Here is a 21,088-nt window from a genome sequence, read left to right as displayed (position 1 = left end):
GGAAGTACCATGCTTTTTTATGTTATTTTAATTAAAAGGAGCCGCTTTGTTATGAGAGAACCATTTAAATATGTGGACGGTATACTGTATTTACAAGCGTGGAAAGAACTTGGAAACATTACTGCTGGATTTACGACAAAAGATGGTGGGGTAAGTACGGGCTCCTTTCATGCGATGAATTTAGGATTACATGTGAATGATATCGTGGAGAACGTTCATGAAAACAGACGCATTTTAGCAAATAAGTTACAAAAACCATTAGAAAACTGGATTTGCTCTGAACAAGTTCATGATCATCATGTTGAAAAAGTAGGACAACAGGAAAAAGGAAGTGGCGTCTATTCATATGAAGACGGCATTTCAAAAACAGATGGCATTTATACGACTAATAATGATGTTCTTCTAACATCATGTTACGCGGATTGTGTTCCACTCTATTTTTATGCGCCATCACATGGTATGATAGGACTTGCGCATGCTGGATGGAAAGGGACTGTAAAAGAGATTGCAAAGGAAATGATTCAAAAATGGAATGCAGAAGGGATTTCAAGCGATGAAATTCATGTTGCAATTGGACCAGCAATTGGGTCTTGTTGTTACGTTGTTGATGATAGAGTGTTAACAGCAGCAGAGCAAGTAGTAAACGGTTCTGTCCCTTATAAAAAAATTTCCGATGGGCAGTACGCAATTAATTTAAAAGAAATTAATCGTATATTATGTGTACAAGTAGGCATAAAAGAAGAGAATATTGTAATGTCATCTCTTTGTACAAGCTGTGAAGAACAACTATTTTTCTCTCATCGTCGTGATCAAGGTAAGACAGGGAGAATGTTGAGTTTCATAGGTTTTAAGGAGGAAGAAAGCAAGTGACAGTACAAAAAAAAATAACAACTGTAAACGAAGAAATTAAACAATCTTGTGCACGAGCGGGACGTTCTTTGCAAGATATTAAACTCGTTGCAGTTACAAAAACGGTAGGAATTGAAAAGACAAACGAAGTAATTGAAGCTGGAATTAGCGATTTAGGTGAAAATAGAAATGAAAGTTTCTTACAGAAGTACGAACATTTCGGTTCAAAAGTGAATTGGCATTTTATTGGATCATTACAAACGAGAAAAGTAAAAGAAATCATTAATGAAATTGATTATTTACATTCGTTAGATCGACTTTCACTTGCAAAAGAAATTCAAAAACGTGCTGATAAGAAAGTGAAATGTTTTATTCAAGTGAAAACATCATCTGAAGAATCAAAGCAAGGATTGGCAATAGAAGAAACCGTTTCTTTCATTCAAAGTTTGCAAGAATTAGATAAGATTGAAGTGGTTGGACTAATGACAATGGCTCCGTTTACAGAAGAAGAGGACGAAATCAGACGCTGTTTTAAGGAGTTACGTATGCTACAAACAGAGGTGCAGGAGCTAGAATTATTACATGCGCCATGTAAAGAATTATCAATGGGAATGTCTAATGATTACACGATTGCAATTGAAGAAGGTGCTACATATATTCGTTTGGGGACGATTTTAGTAGGAAAAGCGTAAAAGGAAGGAGAATCTTATTATGAGTTGGTCAAAAGTAAAATACTTCTTTTTTGATACACCGGAAGAAAAAGAAGCAGCTCAATATAGTTATGAAAAGGAGCAAACAGACATGAAGAAGCAGCAAGATCCGCCAGAACAACAAGATGTTACGTTTCCAAAAGCGCAACCGAAACAAAATGTTGTGAGCATTGAAACGGCAAAGCAATCTTCAAAAGTTGTTTTATTAGAACCACGCACATATTCGGAAGCGCAAGGGATTTCGGACCATTTAAAAGGTAGACGAGCTGTTGTGATTAATTTACAACGAATGTCTACTGATCAAGCTGTACGTATCGTTGACTTTTTAAGTGGTACTGTATACGCTATAGGCGGGGATATTCAAAAAATAGGACCGAAAACATTTATGTGTACACCTGAAAATGTAGATATTGTTGGTGCAATTTCAGAGTTGTTCGGTGAAGAAGAAGACACAAATATAAAGAGGTGGTAATACGCCATGGAAACAGTTTTAAGGCTTTTAGTTTATGCTATCGAGATTTACTCGTGGGCACTTATTATTTACATTCTCCTATCATGGTTCCCAGGTGCAAAGGAATCAACCTTCGGAGATATTCTTGCGCGTATTTGTGAACCGTATTTAGACCCATTTCGCAGATTTATTCCGCCGCTTGGTATGATTGATATCTCTCCACTCGTTGCGATTTTCACGTTAAAGCTTGCTACGAATGGTTTAATAAGTATATTCAACTATTTCTTATAGTAAGAGGTTAAATAAATGAGCATCTATGAACATTTCAGACCCGATGAAGAGGTCTTTGTGGATAAGGTGTTAGAGTGGAAGCGAGCAGCGGAGTACCATCAAGTGAAGTTAACAGACTTCCTTGATCCAAGACAACAACAAATTGTCACTATGGTAATAGGACAAGGGGATGTTGCTGTACAGTTTGATGGTGCAACGCCTTATGCAGAGCGTAAGAGAGCACTCATTTATCCGGACTATCTAGTAATGAATGAAGAGGAATTTCAAGTGGAAGTATTGGAAATTGACTATCCTTCCAAGTTTTATACGCTAGAACATAGGCAAATATTAGGTACATTTATGTCTCTTGGTTTAACGAGAGAAAAATGTGGTGATATTTTGCTTCAAGAAGATCGTGCCCAAATTGTAGTCGCGAAAGAAGTTGTATCTTATATTGAGATGAACTTACAATCTATAGCGAAAGTGAAAGTCTCCTTATCATCAGTGCAAGGAGAAAAAATTATACAGATGCAAGAAACGTGGGGAGAGAAATCTGGAACGGTTTCTTCACTTCGTTTAGATGTTATGTTAGCTGAAATGTTACATATATCCAGACAAAAAGTACAACCTTTCATAAAAAATGGTTTAGTAAAAGTTAATTGGAAAACAGTGGAGCAAACTTCTTATGAATGTTATCCAGGAGATGTTTTTTCAGTGAGAGGATATGGACGAAGTAAATTGTTTTCTGTAGAAGGTAGAACAAAGCGCGACAAATGGAGAATTTTGTATGGTATACTAAAATGATTGGTTTTTTAGAAGGAAATTCTCCTATTTTGTCGAAGAAAAGATATAATTGAAAGAGGAAATTTAGATAACTACTTGGAGGTGGCGTTGTGCCGTTAACACCATTAGATATTCATAACAAAGAATTTGGTCGCGGATTCCGTGGCTATGATGAAGATCAAGTAAATGAGTTTCTTGATCAAATTATCAAAGATTATGAATTAGTCATTCGTGAGAAAAAAGCTTTAGAAGAAAAAGTTGCGCAATTAGAAGGGAAGTTAGATCATTTCTCTAATATTGAAGATACGTTAAACAAATCTATCATCGTTGCACAAGAAGCAGCGGAAGAAGTAAAACGTAATGCGCAAAAAGAAGCAAAATTAATCGTACGTGAAGCTGAAAAGAATGCAGACCGTATTATTAACGAAGCGTTAGTAAAATCAAGAAAAGTTGCTTTTGATATTGAAGAGCTAAAGAAACAAGCGAAAGTATTCCGCACTCGTTTCCGTATGTTATTAGAAACACAGCTTGAAATGTTAAACAACGATGATTGGGATAAACTAATTGAGTTAGAAGACGAAGTAGATGAACTGTTGAAAAAAGAAGAAACAGTGTAAGCTTGACGTTTTTCTCATTATTACATATAATTTTAAACAACATATTTATTAAGAAAAACGAAGATAGGGATAAGTACCTTTTTCATACCTTATATAGCGAACTGAGGATGGTGTAAGCTCAGGATAAGGAGATAATGGGAATATCACCCTGGAGTTCCGCGCTGAACCAATAGAGTAAGCGTAGGCGTATATTCGCGTTAAGAATATAAAGAGGATTGTATACATACGTATAGGATCTACTAGGGTGGTACCGCGGGAGACTTTCTCGTCCCTTTTTGGGATGAGAAGGTCTCTTTTTTATTCCGTTTTTTAAGTGTTTCTTTTATACATGTAAGGAGGAATTGAGCATGGAGTACAAAAATACATTACTAATGCCAAAAACAGAGTTCCCAATGCGTGGGAATTTACCAAAACGTGAGCCTGCAATGCAAGAACAGTGGGCTGAAATGAATATTTATGAAAAGGTACAAGAACATACGAAAGGTCGTCCTTTATTTGTACTGCATGATGGACCTCCATATGCGAATGGTGACATTCATATGGGACATGCATTAAATAAAGTGTTAAAAGACTTTATTGTTCGTTATAAATCCATGACTGGTTACTGCGCACCATATGTACCAGGTTGGGATACACACGGTTTACCAATTGAGCAAGCTTTAACAAATAAAGGTGTAAAGCGTAAAGAAATGACAGTTGCTGAGTTCCGTAAGTTATGTGCAGAGTATGCATATGAACAAGTAGAACGTCAACGTGAACAATTTAAGCGTTTAGGTGTACGTGCTGATTGGGATAACCCATATATTACTTTAGAGCCAGCTTATGAAGCGCAACAAATTAAAGTGTTCGGTGATATGGCGAAAAAAGGTTATATCTATAAAGGGCAAAAACCAGTTTACTGGTCTCCAACGAGTGAATCAGCTTTAGCAGAAGCTGAAATTGAATACCAAGATAAAAAATCAGCATCTATTTACGTAGCATTCCCTGTAAAAGACGGAAAGAACGTATTAGAAGGTGATGAGAAATTCATTATCTGGACAACAACACCTTGGACGTTACCTGCAAACTTAGGTATTTCTGTTCATCCAGAACTTGAATACGCTATTGTAAAAGTAAATGATGAAAAATATATTATTGCTTCTGAACTATTTGAGACAGTTGCAAAAACGTTAGAGTGGGAAAATGCTGAAGTTGTGAAAACGGTAAAAGGTAGCGAACTTGAGTACACAGTTGCAAAACATCCATTCTACGATCGTGATTCATTAGTTATGCTAGGAGATCACGTAACAACAGATGCAGGTACAGGTTGTGTTCATACAGCACCAGGACACGGGGAAGATGACTTCGTTGTTGGTAAGAAGTATGGATTAGAAGTACTTTGCCCAGTTGATGATAAAGGTGTATTAACAAATGAAGCACCTGGATTTGAAGGCCTATTCTATGATAAAGCTAACAAGCCAATTACAGAAAAATTAGAAGAAGTAGGCGCGTTACTGAAACTAACATTCATTACGCATTCATACCCACATGATTGGAGAACGAAAAAACCAATTATTTTCCGTGCGACAGCACAGTGGTTTGCATCTATTGAAGCGTTCCGTAAAGAATTATTAGAAGCTGTTGCGGAAACAAAATGGGTACCAGCATGGGGAGAAACTCGTCTTCATAATATGGTTCGTGACCGTGGTGACTGGTGTATTTCTCGTCAGCGTGCATGGGGTGTGCCAATCCCTGTATTCTATGCAGAGAATGGTGATCCAATTATTACAGATGAAACAATTAACCATGTAGCAGATTTATTCCGTGAGCACGGTTCTAACGTATGGTTCGAGCGTGAAGCGAAAGATCTATTACCAGAAGGATTTACACATACAGGTAGCCCAAATGGTGAATTCCGTAAAGAAACAGACATCATGGATGTATGGTTCGATTCAGGTTCTTCTCACCAAGCGGTATTAGAAGAGCGCGAAGACTTACAACGTCCAGCTGATTTATATTTAGAAGGATCAGACCAGTATCGTGGTTGGTTTAACTCTTCATTATCAACAGCAGTTGCTGTAACAGGTAAAGCTCCATATAAAGGCGTACTAAGCCATGGTTTCGTATTAGATGGTGAAGGACGTAAAATGAGTAAGTCGATTGGAAACATCGTCGTACCGAAGAAAATTATGGATCAATTAGGTGGAGATATTTTACGCTTATGGGTATCTTCTGTTGACTATCAATCTGATGTACGTATTTCAGATGATATTTTAAAACAAGTAGCAGAAGTGTATCGTAAAATCCGTAACACATTCCGTTTCTTATTAGGAAACTTAGATGACTTTAAGCCAAGTGAAAATACAGTAGCTGTAGCTGAACTTCGTGAAGTAGATCGTTACATGTTAGTGAAATTAAATGACCTAATTACAAAAGTAAAAGAAGCATATGAAACATACGACTTCGCTGCTGTGTATCATGCAATTCATAACTTCTGTACAATTGATTTAAGTTCATTCTACTTAGACTTTGCAAAAGACATTTTATACATTGAAGGTGCAAACCATGAAGATCGTCGTGCAATTCAAACTGTATTATATGATGTTCTTGTTGCATTGACGAAACTTGTAACACCAATCTTACCGCATACAGCTGATGAAGTATGGCCATATATTCCGGGTGTAACAGAAGAAAGTGTACAATTAACTAATATGCCAGAAGCTGTACAATTAGATGGTGCGGAAGCATTAAAAACAAAATGGGATGCATTTATGACGCTGCGTGATGACGTATTAAAAGCGTTAGAAGTAGCTCGTAATGAGAAAGTAATCGGTAAGTCATTAAATGCAAGTATTACGCTATATCCGACTGTAGAAATGAAAACTATGTTAGAGTCTATTAGCGAAGACTTAAAGCAATTATTCATCGTTTCTGAGTATAAACTTGGTGGTATGATGGAAGAAGCGCCAGCAGATGCGCCGAAGTATGAGCATACAGCGGTTGTTGTTGCTCAAGCAACTGGTGAAACATGTGAACGTTGTTGGGTAGTTTCAGAAACAATTGGTAAAGACGCTGAACATGAAACATTATGTGAGCGTTGTGCAACAGTTGTTAAAGAAAACTATGTAAAATAATAAAAAACTGACTGTGCGTAAGTACAGTCAGTTTTTTTATTGATGATATATTAAAATAACTTTCACTCTCTTTCCTATGAAGGAAAAATGTGTGTGAGGTAAGCATAGAAATTTCGGACACACTAATCGTACATTGCAGCTGGGAGGAATGTACACGTGAATGAAATGTATATGGAAATCAAAGAAGAATTGCAATTGATGCGAAAAGAGTTACAAGAGAGGCTAGCTAAAGAGGTCATGTACAAATATGATACAGAGTTTAGCGAAGAGCTTGGATATGAAATTAAGGAAGAGATAAAGAAAAAACTCCTATTACATGATATAAAAGAGGACTTAAAAGATGTAGAACGTGCATTATTTAAAATGGAAATAGATATGTATGGTATTTGTGAAGAAACGGGGAGAGCAATTTCGGTAAAACAAATGAAGACGATGCCGACTGCCCGTACCATTCATGAATTTTTCTATGAAAAAGTAAATGTATGAATGCGCACAACGATATTATATTACCTTTTTTTAATTTATTTTATTCTTCTATAAAGGTTCATTGTGAAAAGGTTGCAGCTATGCTAAAATTTTGAGGTACACTGTCTTTGTGGGGGAAATGAAAATGATATATTATGTAATAGCGTTATTTGTCATTGCCATCGATCAAATATCGAAATGGCTAATTGTAAAGAACATGGAATTGGGTACGAGCATTCCGATTATCGATAATGTATTATACATAACATCACATCGAAATAGAGGAGCTGCCTGGGGGATTTTAGAAAATAAAATGTGGTTTTTCTACATTATTACAGTCGTTTTTGTAGTATTTATCGTAATTTATATGCAAAAATATGCGAAAACAGACAAACTTCTAGGGATTTCATTAGGTCTAATATTAGGCGGAGCAATTGGTAATTTCATTGATCGTGTATTTAGACAAGAAGTAGTGGATTTCATTCACGTGTATATTTTCTCGTACAACTATCCAGTATTTAATATAGCTGATTCAGCATTATGTATTGGTGTTGTATTAATTATTATTCAAACATTATTAGAAGGCAAGAAAACGAAGGAGTAATTGAATGAGTGAAGTAGTACAAGTAACAGTTGCAGAAGAACAAAAAAGTGAGCGAATTGATAAATTCGTTGCAGAAATAAACAGTGAATGGTCACGTTCACAAGTACAACAATGGATTAAAGATGATGTCGTTACAGTTAATGGAAAGTCGGTAAAAGTGAATTATAAAGTTAAAGAAAACGATGAAATTACAGTAACGATTCCTGATCCAGAAGAATTAGATATCCAAGCAGAAGATATGAGCTTAGAAATTTATTATGAAGATGCAGATGTACTCGTTGTTAATAAGCCACGTGGTATGGTTGTACATCCAGCTCCAGGGCATACAAGCGGTACGCTTGTAAATGGTCTTATGCATCATTGTACGGATTTATCAGGTATTAACGGTGTAATGCGTCCTGGCATCGTGCATCGTATTGATAAAGATACATCTGGACTATTAATGGTTGCTAAAAATGATGTGGCGCATGAGTCACTTGTAAATCAACTTGTAGCAAAAACAGTAACAAGACGTTACAAAGCGATTGTACACGGTGTGATACCGCATGATAAAGGAACGATCGATGCGCCAATTGGTCGCGATAAGAAAGAACGTCAAAGCATGACAGTTGATGAAAATGGTAAGAATGCTGTTACGCACTTCCAGGTGTTGGAACGCTTTAAAGATTTTACACTTGTAGAATGTCGCTTAGAAACGGGACGTACGCACCAAATTCGTGTTCATATGAAATATATTGGCTATCCACTTGCAGGAGATCCGAAGTATGGTCCGAAGAAAACATTAGACATGAATGGACAAGCACTTCACGCAGGTATTTTAGGGTTTGACCATCCTCGTACTGGTGAATATATTCAGTTTGAGGCACCGATTCCAGAAGTGTTTGAAGACGCATTAAATATTTTACGGAAATAGTATTGACAAATCATAAGAAAACTGAGATACTGACAACAGTTAAATAATGATCCTTTAACACAGCCCCGTGAGGTTGAGAAGGTAACGGTTTGAAATACATAGGGTATGCTGTACCCTTTTTCAAAAGTCCTCTCGCACACGCTGAGAGGACTTTTTTTATACCATTACTCTCACGCAAGAAAAAAAGCTTGGAGGTGTAGAGCATGCAAGAGAAAGCTGTCGTTTTAGATGACCAAATGATTCGCCGCGCTTTAACACGAATTAGTCATGAAATCGTGGAACGAAATAAAGGTGTCGATAATTGTGTTCTTGTCGGAATTAAAACTCGTGGAATTTTTATTGCACAACGTTTGGCAGAACGAATTGGTCAAATTGAAGGAAAAGAAATGGAAGTTGGAGAGCTAGATATTACGTTATATCGTGATGATCTAACACTACAATCGAAAAATGAAGAACCACTTGTAAAAGGTTCTGATATCCCTGTAGATATTACGAAGAAAAAAGTTATCCTGGTGGATGATGTATTATATACAGGAAGAACAGTTCGAGCAGCAATGGATGCTCTTATGGATTTAGGTAGACCATCACAAATCCAACTGGCGGTTCTTGTTGATAGAGGTCATCGTGAACTACCAATTCGCGCTGATTATGTAGGAAAGAACATTCCAACATCAAGTGAAGAGCGTATCGAAGTTGATTTGCAAGAGACAGATCAACAAGATCGAGTAAGCATATACGATAAGTAAAGCCCTTTTAAATGTAGTCCTGTGAGGCTGCCAAAGGGTCTTGGCTTTCATATGTCAAATTTGGCATACGAAAGTGTAGGACTCTTTGTGCACAGGCACAAAGAGTTTTTTTATTGCAAAGATTTAAACTGAAGGAGGATGTAACAATGGAACAAAAGCCAGTGTTAGACGTTAATGAAGTACCGAAACCGGGAAAATGGTTATTTTTAAGTATACAACATTTGTTCGCGATGTTTGGATCAACAGTGCTTGTTCCGTTTTTAACAGGATTGAATCCGTCAGTAGCATTAATATCAAGTGGATTAGGAACGCTAGCGTTTCTTCTTATAACGAAAGGTCAAGTACCCGCCTATCTAGGATCATCATTCGCCTTTATCGCACCGATTATAACAGCGAAAACAGCAGGTGGACCTGGAGCAGCAATGCTCGGTGGTTTGTTTGCAGGACTTGTGTACATCTTAATCTCACTCGGAATTAAGAAGTCAGGATCAGAGTGGATTATGAAATTACTTCCGCCAATCGTAGTTGGTCCAGTCGTAATGGTAATCGGTCTAGCTTTAGCACATACAGCAGTTAACATGGCGATGAACGGTGCGGATGGCAAATATAGCTTTACACACTTTTCAGTAGCATTAGTAACATTAGCAATTACAATTATCTGCTCTATATTCGGAAGAGGGTTTTTCAGTATCATACCAGTGTTACTGGGCATTATCGGCGGATATATTTTCGCTTACTTCCAAGGGCTAGTAAACTTAAAGCCGGTAGCTGAGGCGAAATGGTTTGTTGTACCAGATTTCACAGTACCATTTGTAACATATACTCCGGAGTTTTCGTGGAAGATTGTACTCTTGATGGTACCAGTAGCACTAGTAACAATTTCAGAACATATCGGACATCAAATTGTACTTGGAAATGTTATTAAAAGAGATTTAATTGAAAAACCAGGTTTACATCGCTCAATCTTCGGTGATGGAATAGCGACATTGATTGCATCACTAATAGGTGGACCACCGAATACAACGTATGGTGAAAACATCGGTGTGCTAGCAATTACGAGAGCTTACAGCGTATACTTATTCATCGGATCAGCAGTATTCGCAATCATGTTTGGTTTTATCGGTAAGATTTCCGCGCTGATTCACTCCATACCAACACCGGTTATGGGCGGAGTATCAATCTTACTATTCGGTGTAATCGCATCAAGCGGATTACGCATGATGGTAGATGATAAAACAGACCTAAGTGACAAACGAAACTTAATGATTGCATCAGTAATACTAGTAATCGGTATTGGTGGAGCGGTACTTCATGTAGGAGAATCGTTCCAAGTAGAAGGAATGGCACTAGCAGCAATTGTAGGTGTACTATTAAATCTACTACTACCGGAAACGAAACAAATAAAACAATCTAAGCAGATTGCTTCATAATAACCTTTTAATTCAGTCCTGTGAGACCGGAAAGGGTGGCTTCTTCCTTGCACCCTAGTCTCAAATGACTAGGGTATTTTTATGCAAAAGTTGTTATAAAAATACAAAAGTGGTAACATAAAAATCAGAAAGATGAGGGATGACGATGAGCCATTTGTTAACGATGAGTGAATTATCGGAAGTAGAAATTTCAGAAATCCTACAAGACGCAGAAGATTTCGCGAATGGAAAAGAGAGCAAAACGACAGAGCAAACTTTTGTTGCGAACTTGTTCTTTGAGAATAGTACGAGAACGAGATTTAGCTTTGAAGTTGCTGAGAAGAGATTAGGACTTGAAGTTTTAAACTTTTCAGCTGATGCATCTAGCGTACAAAAAGGAGAAACTTTATACGATACGATAAGAACACTAGAATCAATCGGAACAAAAGCGGTGATCGTCCGCCATGAGCAAGATCGCTACTTCGATGAACTAAAAGATCAGGTGAATATCCCAATCTTAAACGCTGGAGATGGATGTGGAAACCATCCAACGCAGTGCCTACTCGATCTTCTTACAATTAAACAAGAGTTTGGAAGATTTGAAGGATTAAAGATTGCGATAGTAGGAGATGTTCGTCATAGCCGAGTAGCACGTTCTAATGCAGAAGCATTAACGAAACTGGGTGCAACAATTTACTTTGCAAGTCCAGAAGAGTGGAAAGATGAAGACAGCACATTTGGAACATACAAACCATTAGATGAACTTGTTCCAGAAGTGGATGTAATGATGTTACTTCGTGTACAACATGAGCGTCATGATCATTATGAAACAGACATTATGAAAGAGTATCATGAGAAACACGGATTAACAGTGGAAAGAGAAAAACGTATGAAAGAAGGAAGCATTATTATGCATCCAGCTCCTGTAAACCGTGATGTTGAAATTGCAAGTGAACTTGTTGAGTGTGAGCGTTCACGCATATTTAAACAAATGGAAAATGGAGTTTACGTAAGAATGGCTGTACTAAAACGCGCCTTACCAAATGTATTAGGAGGAATGAAACATGAATTACTTGTTTAAAAATGGTCGTTATATGAATGAAAAAGGAAAAATCGTAGCAACAGATCTTCTCGTACAAGACGGTAAAATCGCTAAGGTAGCAGAAAATATTACGGCAGATAATGCTGAAGTAATCGATGTGAACGGAAAGTTAATCGCACCTGGATTAGTAGATGTACACGTACATCTTCGTGAACCAGGTGGTGAACATAAAGAAACAATTGAAACAGGTACACTAGCAGCGGCAAAAGGTGGATTCACTACAATTTGTGCAATGCCAAATACACGCCCAGTACCAGATTGCAGAGAACATATGGAAGACTTGCAAAATCGTATTCAAGAAAAAGCGCATGTCAACGTACTACCATACGGAGCAATTACAGTACGCCAAGCTGGTTCTGAAATGACAGATTTCGAAACATTAAAAGAACTTGGAGCATTTGCTTTCACTGATGACGGTGTAGGCGTACAAGATGCTAGCATGATGTTAGCTGCTATGAAGCGTGCAGCGAAATTAAATATGGCAGTGGTTGCGCACTGTGAAGAGAATACTCTTATTAATAAAGGTTGTGTACATGAAGGGAAGTTTTCTGAGAAACACGGATTAAACGGTATCCCATCAGTATGTGAATCTGTACATATTGCAAGGGATATACTGCTTGCTGAAGCGGCAGATTGTCACTATCACGTATGTCACGTAAGTACGAAAGGTTCTGTACGTGTAATTCGAGATGCGAAACGCGCTGGAATTAAAGTAACAGCAGAAGTAACACCTCATCACTTAGTGTTATGTGAAGATGATATCCCATCAGCTGATCCTAACTTTAAAATGAATCCACCGCTTCGTGGAAAAGAAGATCACGCAGCACTAATTGAAGGTTTATTAGATGGAACAATTGATATGATCGCAACTGATCATGCGCCGCATACAGCGGAAGAGAAAGCACAAGGAATTGAAAGAGCACCATTCGGAATTACTGGTTTTGAAACAGCATTCCCACTTCTATACACAAACCTTGTGAAAAAAGGAATTATTACATTAGAGCAGTTAATTCAATTCTTAACAGAAAAGCCAGCTGATACATTCGGCTTAGAAGCAGGTCGCCTGAAAGAAGGTAGAACAGCTGATATTACAATCATTGATTTAGAACAAGAAGAAGAGATTGACCCAACAACATTCTTATCAAAAGGAAAAAATACACCATTCGCAGGTTGGAAGTGCCAAGGATGGCCGGTAATGACAATCGTTGGTGGTAAGATCGCATGGCAAAAGGAGAGTGCATTAGTATGAAAAGACAACTTATCTTAGAAGATGGAACAGTATTAATTGGAAAAGGTTTCGGAGGAGAAATCGAAAAGTCAGGTGAGGTTGTATTTACAACAGGAATGACTGGATATCAAGAAACATTATCTGATCCATCATATTGCGGTCAAATCGTAACATTCACGTACCCATTAATCGGAAACTACGGCATCAACCGTGACGATTTTGAATCGATTCACCCATCTGTAAATGGTTTAATCGTAAATGAAATTTGTGATCACCCATCAAACTTCCGTAATGAAATTTCGTTAAATGATTACTTAAAAGAAAGAAATATCCCAGGATTAGCAGGAATTGATACGAGAAAATTAACGAGAAAAATTCGTCAATACGGTACATTACGTGGACGTATTTGCAATATGGATGTGGATGTAGAGGACATCGTTAGCCAATTGAAAGCAACTGTCTTTACAGATCATGTGAAACGCGTATCAACGAAAGATCCATACCCAAGTCCAGGCCGTGGACACCGAGTTGTCCTTGTAGACTTCGGAATGAAACATGGCATTTTACGAGAATTAAATAAGCGTGACTGTGATGTAATTGTTGTACCTTACAATACAACAGCAGAAGAGATTTTACGTCTTAGCCCAGATGGAATTATGTTAAGTAACGGACCTGGGGATCCAAAAGATGTACCAGAAGCAATTGAAATGTTAAAAGACATTATCGGTAAAGTTCCTTTATTCGGAATTTGCTTAGGACATCAATTATTTGCGCTAGCATCTGGTGCGAATACAAGTAAGTTAAAATTCGGTCACCGTGGTTTAAATCATCCAGTAAAAAATCTTGCAACTGGAAAAGTAGCAATTACATCTCAAAACCATGGTTACGCAGTAGAAGAAGAATCAGTTGGAAATACGGAACTTGAAATTACACATGTTGCTTTAAATGATGGAACTGTAGAAGGTCTTCGTCATACGAAGTTCCCAGCATTTACAGTGCAATACCATCCAGAAGCTTCTGCAGGACCAGAAGATGCAAACGATTTATTCGAAGATTTCTTAGCAATGATTGAAAACTTCAAGAAAGAAGGGGAAGAGTTATGCCAAAACGCCTAGACATTAACACAATTTTAGTAATCGGATCAGGACCAATTGTAATTGGGCAAGCAGCAGAGTTTGACTACTCTGGTACACAAGCTTGTCAATCTCTTAGAGAAGAAGGTTACAAAGTAATCCTTGTTAACTCTAACCCAGCAACAATTATGACAGATACTGCAACAGCAGATAAAGTATATATAGAACCATTAACACTAGAATTCGTAAGCCGTATCATTCGTAAAGAACGTCCAGATGCAATCTTACCAACATTAGGTGGTCAAACAGGCCTGAATATGGCTGTTGAACTTGCGAAATCAGGCATACTTGAAGAGTGCGGAGTTGAAATTTTAGGAACAAAATTATCAGCAATCGAGCAAGCGGAGGATCGTGATTTATTCCGTACCTTAATGCAGGAATTAAATGAACCAATTCCATCTAGTACCATTATTCATACGCTAGAGGAAGCATATGAATTTGTAAAAGAAATTGGATATCCAGTTATTGTTCGCCCAGCATTTACAATGGGGGGAACAGGTGGCGGAATCTGTAGTAATGAAGAAGAACTAATTGAAATCGTATCAGGTGGATTAAAACATAGTCCGGTAACACAATGTTTATTAGAAAAGAGCATTGCTGGTTGTAAGGAAATTGAATATGAAGTAATGCGTGATTCAAATGATAACGCGATTGTAGTATGTAACATGGAAAATATCGATCCAGTTGGGGTTCACACAGGTGATTCTATCGTTGTAGCACCGAGCCAAACATTAAGTGACCGTGAATATCAAATGTTACGAAACACTTCATTACGAATTATTCGTGCATTAGGAATTGAAGGTGGATGTAACGTTCAGCTTGCACTTGATCCACATAGTTTCCAATATTATGTAATCGAAGTAAACCCACGTGTAAGTCGTTCATCTGCACTAGCATCTAAAGCAACTGGATATCCAATTGCGAAGCTAGCGGCAAAAATTGCAGTCGGTTTAACATTAGATGAAATTATAAATCCAGTAACACAAAAAACATATGCTTGTTTCGAACCAGCATTAGACTATGTTGTTTCAAAAATTCCACGCTGGCCATTTGATAAGTTTGAATCAGCGAACAGAACACTGGGTACACAAATGAAGGCAACTGGTGAAGTTATGTCAATCGGACGTAACTTAGAGCAATCATTATTAAAAGCGATTCGTTCTTTAGAACTTGGTGTTTATCACTTAGAGTTAGAGCATTTAAAAGAGCTTGATAAAGAGACAATGAAAAAACGCATTATAAAAGCGGATGATGAGCGACTGTTTATTGTAGCAGAAGCAATTCGTCAAGGTGTAACGAAAGAAGAAATCAACAATTGGTGTGAAATGGACTTCTTCTTCTTACAAAAAGTTGAAAATATCGTAAATATGGAACGCGAAGTAAAAGCAAATGTAGGAAATATGGAAGTATTACAATCAGCGAAAGAAATGGGCTTCAGTGACCATTACATCGCCAATGCTTGGAACAAAACAGAGCGTGAAATTTACGATATGCGTAAAGAAAGCAATATAACTCCTGTTTATAAAATGGTAGATACTTGTGCGGCAGAGTTTGAATCTGCAACACCATACTACTACAGCACATATGGTGACGAGAATGAATCGGTTAGAACAGATCGTAAGAGTGTAGTAGTTCTAGGATCTGGTCCAATCCGTATCGGTCAAGGTGTTGAGTTTGACTATGCAACAGTTCACTCTGTATGGGCAATTAAAGAAGCTGGATATGAGGCAATTATTGTTAATAACAATCCAGAAACAGTTTCAACAGACTTCAGTATTTCTGACAAATTATACTTTGAACCATTAACAATCGAAGATGTAATGCACATTATCGATTTAGAAAAGCCAGAAGGTGTTATCGTCCAATTCGGTGGACAAACGGCAATTAACTTAGCTGCTAAATTAGAGGCTCACGGTGTGAAAATCTTAGGAACATCACTTGAAGATTTAGACCGTGCAGAAGATCGTGATAAGTTTGAAGCAGCTCTAACACAGCTTGGTATCCCGCAACCAGTTGGTAAAACAGCAACGACTGTAGAGCAAGCGGTAGCAATCGCTGACAAAATTGGTTACCCAGTATTAGTAAGACCATCTTACGTACTAGGTGGACGCGCGATGGAAATCGTATATCGTCAAGAAGAACTGCTGCACTACATGAAAAATGCGGTTAAAGTTCACGCAGATCACCCAGTATTAATCGATCGTTACATGGTTGGTAAAGAAATTGAAGTAGATGCAATTTCAGACGGTGAGAATGTATTCATTCCAGGTATTATGGAACATATTGAACGCGCTGGAGTTCACTCTGGTGACTCAATCGGAGTATATCCACCACAAAGCTTATCTGCAAAACTGAAAGAACAAATTATTGAACATACAATTGCACTTGGAAAAGGTTTAAACATTGTTGGATTACTAAACATTCAGTTTGTAGTATTCAAAGATGAAGTGTATGTAATTGAAGTAAATCCACGTGCGAGCCGTACAGTACCATTCTTAAGTAAAATTACAGGCGTACCGATGGCCAATGTTGCAACGAAAGTTATTTTAGGTCAAGATCTTGTAGAACAAGGATATGGAACTGGTTATCACCCAGAAGAGAAAGAAGTGTATGTAAAAGCACCGGTATTCTCATTTGCGAAGCTACGTTCAGTTGATACAACATTAGGACCTGAAATGAAATCAACAGGGGAAGTAATGGGGAAAGACTTAACACTTGAAAAAGCATTATACAAAGGGTTAGTTGCTTCAGGAATTAACATCCCAACGCACGGATCAGTAATCATCACTGTAGCGGATAAAGATAAAGAAGAAGCAATGGAAATTGCAAAACGTTTCCACGAAATCGGCTATAACTTATTAGCAACAGCTGGAACAGCACAATCGTTAGCAGAGCAAAACATTCCAGTGCAAGTTGTAAATAAAATTGATTCTGAAGAATACAACTTACTAGATATTATCCGTCAAGGAAAAGCACAGTTTGTAATCAATACATTAACAAAAGGCAAACAACCAGCGCGTGATGGTTTCCGCATTCGCCGTGAATCAGTAGAAAATGGTGTGGCTTGCTTAACATCACTGGATACAACGAGAGCAATCTTACGAGTACTAGAATCTATGACATTCTCAGCTCATTCAATGAAAGAAATTACGCAAACGAAGCGTCACGAGGTGGTACATGCATGATGCAAAAGCAAAATATGATCGTCGTTAACCAAAAAGAAATCGCAAAAAACATTTACGAATTAGTACTTCAAGGGGATCTAGTGCAGCAAATGAACGATCCAGGGCAGTTTGTACACATTAAGGTAGCAGAGGGTATTACGCCCCTTCTGCGCCGCCCAATTAGTATTTGTAATGTCGATCAAGATAAGAACGAATTTACAATGCTATATCGTGCGGAAGGACAAGGAACAAAAACATTAGCGAAAAGAAAACAAGGTGAACTTGTAGATGTGTTAGGACCACTTGGACATGGTTTTCCTGTAGAAGAAGCGGAAGCTGGACAAACGGCTCTATTAGTTGGAGGGGGAATTGGTGTACCACCACTATATGAATTATCACAGCGTCTTGTAGCAAAGGGAGTACGCGTTATTCACATCTTAGGTTTCCAAACGAAAGATGTTGTCTTCTATGAAGAGAAATTCGTAGAGCTTGGTGATACGTATGTTGCAACAGTTGATGGTACGCATGGTACAGAAGGCTTTGTAACAGATGTAATTGATAGCTATGGAATCGACTTTGACATTCTATACTCATGTGGACCTTTAGCGATGCTTCGTGCATTAGAAGGACGCTATAAAGAGAGAAAAGCCTACATTTCATTAGAAGAGCGTATGGGCTGTGGCATTGGAGCATGTTTCGCATGTGTATGTCATTTACAAGCAGATCCGAGTGGACATTCTTACAAGAAGGTGTGTAGCGACGGACCAGTATTTCCAATTGGGGAGGTTGTACTATGAACAGATTGCAAGTTGAATTACCAGGGTTATCATTAAAAAATCCAATCATCCCAGCATCTGGTTGCTTCGGATTTGGTCGTGAGTATGCACAGTTCTATGATTTAAGTGTACTTGGATCAATTATGATTAAAGCGACAACAGAACAGCCTCGTTACGGAAACCCAACGCCTCGTGTTGCGGAAACACCAGGCGGAATGCTAAATGCAATCGGGCTTCAAAATCCTGGATTAGAAAAGGTAATGAATTCTGAATTACCTTTTCTCGAGCAATTTGATCTTCCGATTATTGCAAATGTTGCTGGCTCACAAGCTGAGGATTATGTAGCAGTTGCGAAGGAAATTTCAAAGGCACCTAATGTTCATGCGCTAGAATTAAATATTTCTTGTCCAAACGTAAAAACGGGTGGTATCGCTTTTGGTACGAATCCTGAAATTGCTGCTGATTTAACGAAGCGAGTAAAAGAGGTTTCTGAAGTACCGGTATATGTGAAATTGTCACCGAACGTGGCAAACATTGTGGAGATTGCAAAAGCAATTGAAAATGCGGGTGCAGACGGTTTAACGATGATTAATACATTGCTTGGTATGCGTCTAGATTTAAAAACTGCAAAACCAATTTTAGCAAACCGTACGGGCGGACTATCAGGGCCTGCGATTAAGCCGGTAGCAATTCGTATGGTACATGAAGTAAGTCAAGCGGTTAACATTCCGATTATTGGAATGGGTGGTATTGAAACGGCGGAAGATGTAATTGAATTCTTCTATGCTGGTGCAAGTGCGGTTGCAGTTGGAACAGCGAACTTTATCGATCCGTTCGTTTGTCCGACAATTATTGAAGAGTTACCAGCATTACTAGATGAATTAGGATTTGATCACATTTCGGAATGTCAAGGAAGGAGCTGGAAGCAAACATGTCACAGTCGTTAATTGTTGCACTAGATTTTCCAGGGAAACAAGATGTAGAACAATTCTTACACCACTTTGAAGGGGAAGAGTTATTTGTCAAAGTTGGTATGGAGTTATTTTACAAAGAAGGCCCTGCGATTATTACGTACTTAAAAGAAAAAGGGCATAAGATCTTCCTAGATTTAAAACTTCATGATATTCCGAATACAGTAAAAAGCGCTATGCGTAGCCTAGCTAGTCTAGATGTTGATATGGTAAATGTTCATGCTGCTGGGGGAAGCAGTATGATGAAAGCTGCGATTGAGGGATTAGAGGAAGGTAAGCAAGAAGGAAAAGAGAGACCGATTTGTATTGCAGTTACACAACTAACAAGCACTTCGGAAGCTATGATGAAAAAAGAGATCGGCATTGAGAAAACGTTAGAAGAAGCGGTTGCTCATTATGCAAAACTAACGAAAGAAAGTGGACTTGATGGCGTTGTTTGTTCAACACTTGAAGTTCCAAAATTACGTGAAGTATGCGGAAATGAATTTGTAACAGTAACACCGGGGATTCGTCTTGCAAGCGATGATGTAAATGACCAGGTGCGCGTAGCAACACCGAAACGTGCGAGGGAACTTGGCTCAAGCTACATCGTAGTTGGACGTAGTATTACAAAAGCAGAAAATCCGCTTGAAGCGTATAAAACAGTAAAACAACAGTGGGAAGGTGTAACAGTATGAAAAAAGAAATCGCATCGCATTTATTAGAAATTGGAGCAGTATTTTTACAACCGAATGATCCATTCACTTGGTCTTCAGGTATGAAATCACCAATTTATTGTGATAATCGTTTAACTTTATCTTATCCAAAAGTACGTCAAGCGATTGCAGCTGGATTAGAAGAGTTAATTAAAGAGCACTTCCCAACTGTAGAAGTTATTGCAGGAACAGCAACTGCTGGTATTGCGCACGCTGCATGGGTAAGCGATCGTATGGATTTACCAATGTGCTACGTACGTAGTAAAGCAAAAGGTCACGGTAAAGGGAACCAAATCGAAGGAAAAGCTGAAAAAGGTCAAAAAGTAGTAGTAGTAGAAGACTTAATTTCAACTGGCGGTAGTGCAATTACATGTGTAGAAGCACTTCGCGAAGCTGGATGTGAAGTGTTAGGAATCGTATCAATCTTCACATACGAGCTAGAATCAGGAAAAGAAAAACTAGAAGCAGCTAACGTAGCATCATACTCTTTAAGCGACTACAGTGCATTAACTGAAGTAGCAGCAGAAAAAGGTATGATCGGACAAGCTGAAACGAAAAAATTACAAGAGTGGCGTAAAAATCCAGCGAATGAAGCTTGGATCACAGCGTAACACGAAAAAAATGACCGCGGGGGAACGCGGTCGTTTTTTTATATCATTGCTAAAATTTCATGTGAAGTCCCATCAATATCAAAGAAAATCATATTACAATCGCCTTACTAAGAACTACTTAGTGCTTTCTACAATCTCATACCCTCTTACAAACAATAGAGTCATATAAGAAACAATAAATGAGAAAATACTATACATGCCAACCCAAAAGAAAAATTTTGGAGTAAAGGCGATAACACCTATTATTAAAAAACTAGCAAACGTTACAATCGGCATTACGTAATACGTTTTCGTCTTGCGTGTTCCGATAACAGAAACGATAAAGATAAGTAACGGACAAATTAATAAGACGAAAATCAATTCATTCATAGTTATGTCCCCTTTTCGAATGGAAGTAATCTGTTTCTCGTAAACGTTTTGAAATAAATACTCTCCTAATATAACTTCGCTAACATATACATAATCCCTTTTGAAAGTC

General features: G+C 38.0%; 21 protein-coding genes and 1 other annotated feature. Of the genes, 20 read left to right on the top strand and 1 reads right to left on the bottom strand.

Annotation, left to right across the window (positions count from 1 at the left end; all coding sequences use genetic code 11):
• Window positions 1-51: 51 nt before the first annotated feature.
• The 20 genes from pgeF to pyrE all read left to right on the top strand — a co-directional run bounded on the left by pgeF (window position 52) and on the right by pyrE (window position 20,610).
• Window positions 52-870: a peptidoglycan editing factor PgeF gene (gene pgeF / locus J0835_RS19080; RefSeq protein ID WP_087981693.1), complete on the top strand. Its 819-nt coding sequence runs from the start codon at window positions 52-54 to the stop codon at window positions 868-870.
• On the top strand, window positions 867-1,541 hold the full coding sequence (locus tag J0835_RS19075; protein WP_087981692.1) for a YggS family pyridoxal phosphate-dependent enzyme: 675 nt from the start codon (window positions 867-869) through the stop codon (window positions 1,539-1,541). Before pgeF ends, J0835_RS19075 begins: the two co-directional genes overlap by 4 nt.
• A 19-nt stretch (window positions 1,542-1,560) precedes the next feature.
• On the top strand, window positions 1,561-2,031 hold the full coding sequence (locus J0835_RS19070; protein ID WP_064474974.1) for a cell division protein SepF: 471 nt from the start codon (window positions 1,561-1,563) through the stop codon (window positions 2,029-2,031).
• Window positions 2,032-2,037: 6 nt separating this feature from the next.
• Window positions 2,038-2,301, top strand: coding sequence for a YggT family protein (locus J0835_RS19065; protein WP_087981691.1), 264 nt, complete (start codon window positions 2,038-2,040; stop codon window positions 2,299-2,301).
• Between the two features lie 15 nt (window positions 2,302-2,316).
• Window positions 2,317-3,084, top strand: a complete 768-nt coding sequence (locus J0835_RS19060) for a YlmH family RNA-binding protein (protein WP_087981690.1) — start codon at window positions 2,317-2,319, stop codon at window positions 3,082-3,084.
• An 89-nt stretch (window positions 3,085-3,173) separates the two neighbouring features.
• On the top strand, window positions 3,174-3,680 hold the full coding sequence (gene divIVA / locus J0835_RS19055) for a septum site-determining protein DivIVA (RefSeq protein WP_001131609.1): 507 nt from the start codon (window positions 3,174-3,176) through the stop codon (window positions 3,678-3,680).
• A 51-nt stretch (window positions 3,681-3,731) separates the two neighbouring features.
• Window positions 3,732-3,956: a binding site (T-box leader), on the top strand.
• A gap of 71 nt (window positions 3,957-4,027) precedes the next feature.
• Window positions 4,028-6,793: an isoleucine--tRNA ligase gene (ileS2, locus tag J0835_RS19050; protein WP_000455964.1), complete on the top strand. Its 2,766-nt coding sequence runs from the start codon at window positions 4,028-4,030 to the stop codon at window positions 6,791-6,793.
• A 156-nt stretch (window positions 6,794-6,949) separates the two neighbouring features.
• Window positions 6,950-7,279, top strand: a complete 330-nt coding sequence (locus J0835_RS19045; protein ID WP_087981689.1) for a TraR/DksA family transcriptional regulator — start codon at window positions 6,950-6,952, stop codon at window positions 7,277-7,279.
• A gap of 124 nt (window positions 7,280-7,403) precedes the next feature.
• The gene (gene lspA / locus J0835_RS19040) at window positions 7,404-7,862 is read left to right on the top strand and encodes a lipoprotein signal peptidase LspA (protein WP_000642186.1); all 459 of its coding nucleotides are present in this window, start codon (window positions 7,404-7,406) and stop codon (window positions 7,860-7,862) included.
• A 4-nt stretch (window positions 7,863-7,866) separates the two neighbouring features.
• Window positions 7,867-8,775, top strand: a complete 909-nt coding sequence (locus J0835_RS19035; RefSeq protein WP_087981688.1) for an RluA family pseudouridine synthase — start codon at window positions 7,867-7,869, stop codon at window positions 8,773-8,775.
• A gap of 203 nt (window positions 8,776-8,978) precedes the next feature.
• Window positions 8,979-9,521, top strand: a complete 543-nt coding sequence (gene pyrR, locus J0835_RS19030; protein WP_001156490.1) for a bifunctional pyrimidine operon transcriptional regulator/uracil phosphoribosyltransferase — start codon at window positions 8,979-8,981, stop codon at window positions 9,519-9,521.
• A 146-nt stretch (window positions 9,522-9,667) separates the two neighbouring features.
• Window positions 9,668-10,951: a uracil permease gene (uraA, locus tag J0835_RS19025; protein ID WP_000435919.1), complete on the top strand. Its 1,284-nt coding sequence runs from the start codon at window positions 9,668-9,670 to the stop codon at window positions 10,949-10,951.
• Window positions 10,952-11,096: 145 nt separating this feature from the next.
• Window positions 11,097-12,011, top strand: a complete 915-nt coding sequence (gene pyrB / locus J0835_RS19020) for an aspartate carbamoyltransferase (protein WP_000018868.1) — start codon at window positions 11,097-11,099, stop codon at window positions 12,009-12,011.
• On the top strand, window positions 11,995-13,281 hold the full coding sequence (pyrC, locus tag J0835_RS19015; RefSeq protein ID WP_087981687.1) for a dihydroorotase: 1,287 nt from the start codon (window positions 11,995-11,997) through the stop codon (window positions 13,279-13,281). Before pyrB ends, pyrC begins: the two co-directional genes overlap by 17 nt.
• Window positions 13,278-14,375, top strand: coding sequence for a carbamoyl phosphate synthase small subunit (locus J0835_RS19010; RefSeq protein WP_087981686.1), 1,098 nt, complete (start codon window positions 13,278-13,280; stop codon window positions 14,373-14,375). Before pyrC ends, J0835_RS19010 begins: the two co-directional genes overlap by 4 nt.
• Window positions 14,360-17,578 (top strand): carbamoyl-phosphate synthase large subunit, encoded by a 3,219-nt coding sequence (gene carB / locus J0835_RS19005; protein WP_087981685.1) that lies wholly within the window; start codon window positions 14,360-14,362, stop codon window positions 17,576-17,578. Before J0835_RS19010 ends, carB begins: the two co-directional genes overlap by 16 nt.
• Window positions 17,575-18,354 (top strand): dihydroorotate oxidase B electron transfer subunit, encoded by a 780-nt coding sequence (gene pyrK, locus J0835_RS19000; protein WP_087981684.1) that lies wholly within the window; start codon window positions 17,575-17,577, stop codon window positions 18,352-18,354. The genes carB and pyrK overlap by 4 nt, the downstream gene beginning before the upstream one ends.
• A complete protein-coding gene (gene pyrD, locus J0835_RS18995; protein WP_001081053.1) occupies window positions 18,351-19,280 on the top strand; it encodes a dihydroorotate oxidase B catalytic subunit in 930 nt (309 codons plus the stop codon). The genes pyrK and pyrD overlap by 4 nt, the downstream gene beginning before the upstream one ends.
• Window positions 19,265-19,981: an orotidine-5'-phosphate decarboxylase gene (gene pyrF, locus J0835_RS18990; protein ID WP_000083488.1), complete on the top strand. Its 717-nt coding sequence runs from the start codon at window positions 19,265-19,267 to the stop codon at window positions 19,979-19,981. Before pyrD ends, pyrF begins: the two co-directional genes overlap by 16 nt.
• Window positions 19,978-20,610, top strand: coding sequence for an orotate phosphoribosyltransferase (pyrE, locus tag J0835_RS18985; protein WP_000711457.1), 633 nt, complete (start codon window positions 19,978-19,980; stop codon window positions 20,608-20,610). The genes pyrF and pyrE overlap by 4 nt, the downstream gene beginning before the upstream one ends.
• 114 nt (window positions 20,611-20,724) lie before the next feature.
• Here the strand turns inward: pyrE and J0835_RS18980 are convergent, their stop codons facing one another.
• Window positions 20,725-20,979 carry a YbeF family protein gene (locus tag J0835_RS18980; protein ID WP_087981683.1) on the bottom strand — a complete coding sequence of 85 codons (255 nt, stop codon included), beginning with the start codon at window positions 20,977-20,979 and terminating at the stop codon, window positions 20,725-20,727.
• Between the last annotated feature and the right edge of the window lie 109 nt (window positions 20,980-21,088).

Source organism: Bacillus cereus group sp. Sample62 (assembly GCF_036851315.1).
Taxonomy (GTDB): domain Bacteria; phylum Bacillota; class Bacilli; order Bacillales; family Bacillaceae_G; genus Bacillus_A; species Bacillus_A wiedmannii.
The sequence above is the reverse complement of the archived record's forward strand: the minus strand, read 5'-3'. Positions and strand labels throughout refer to the sequence as shown.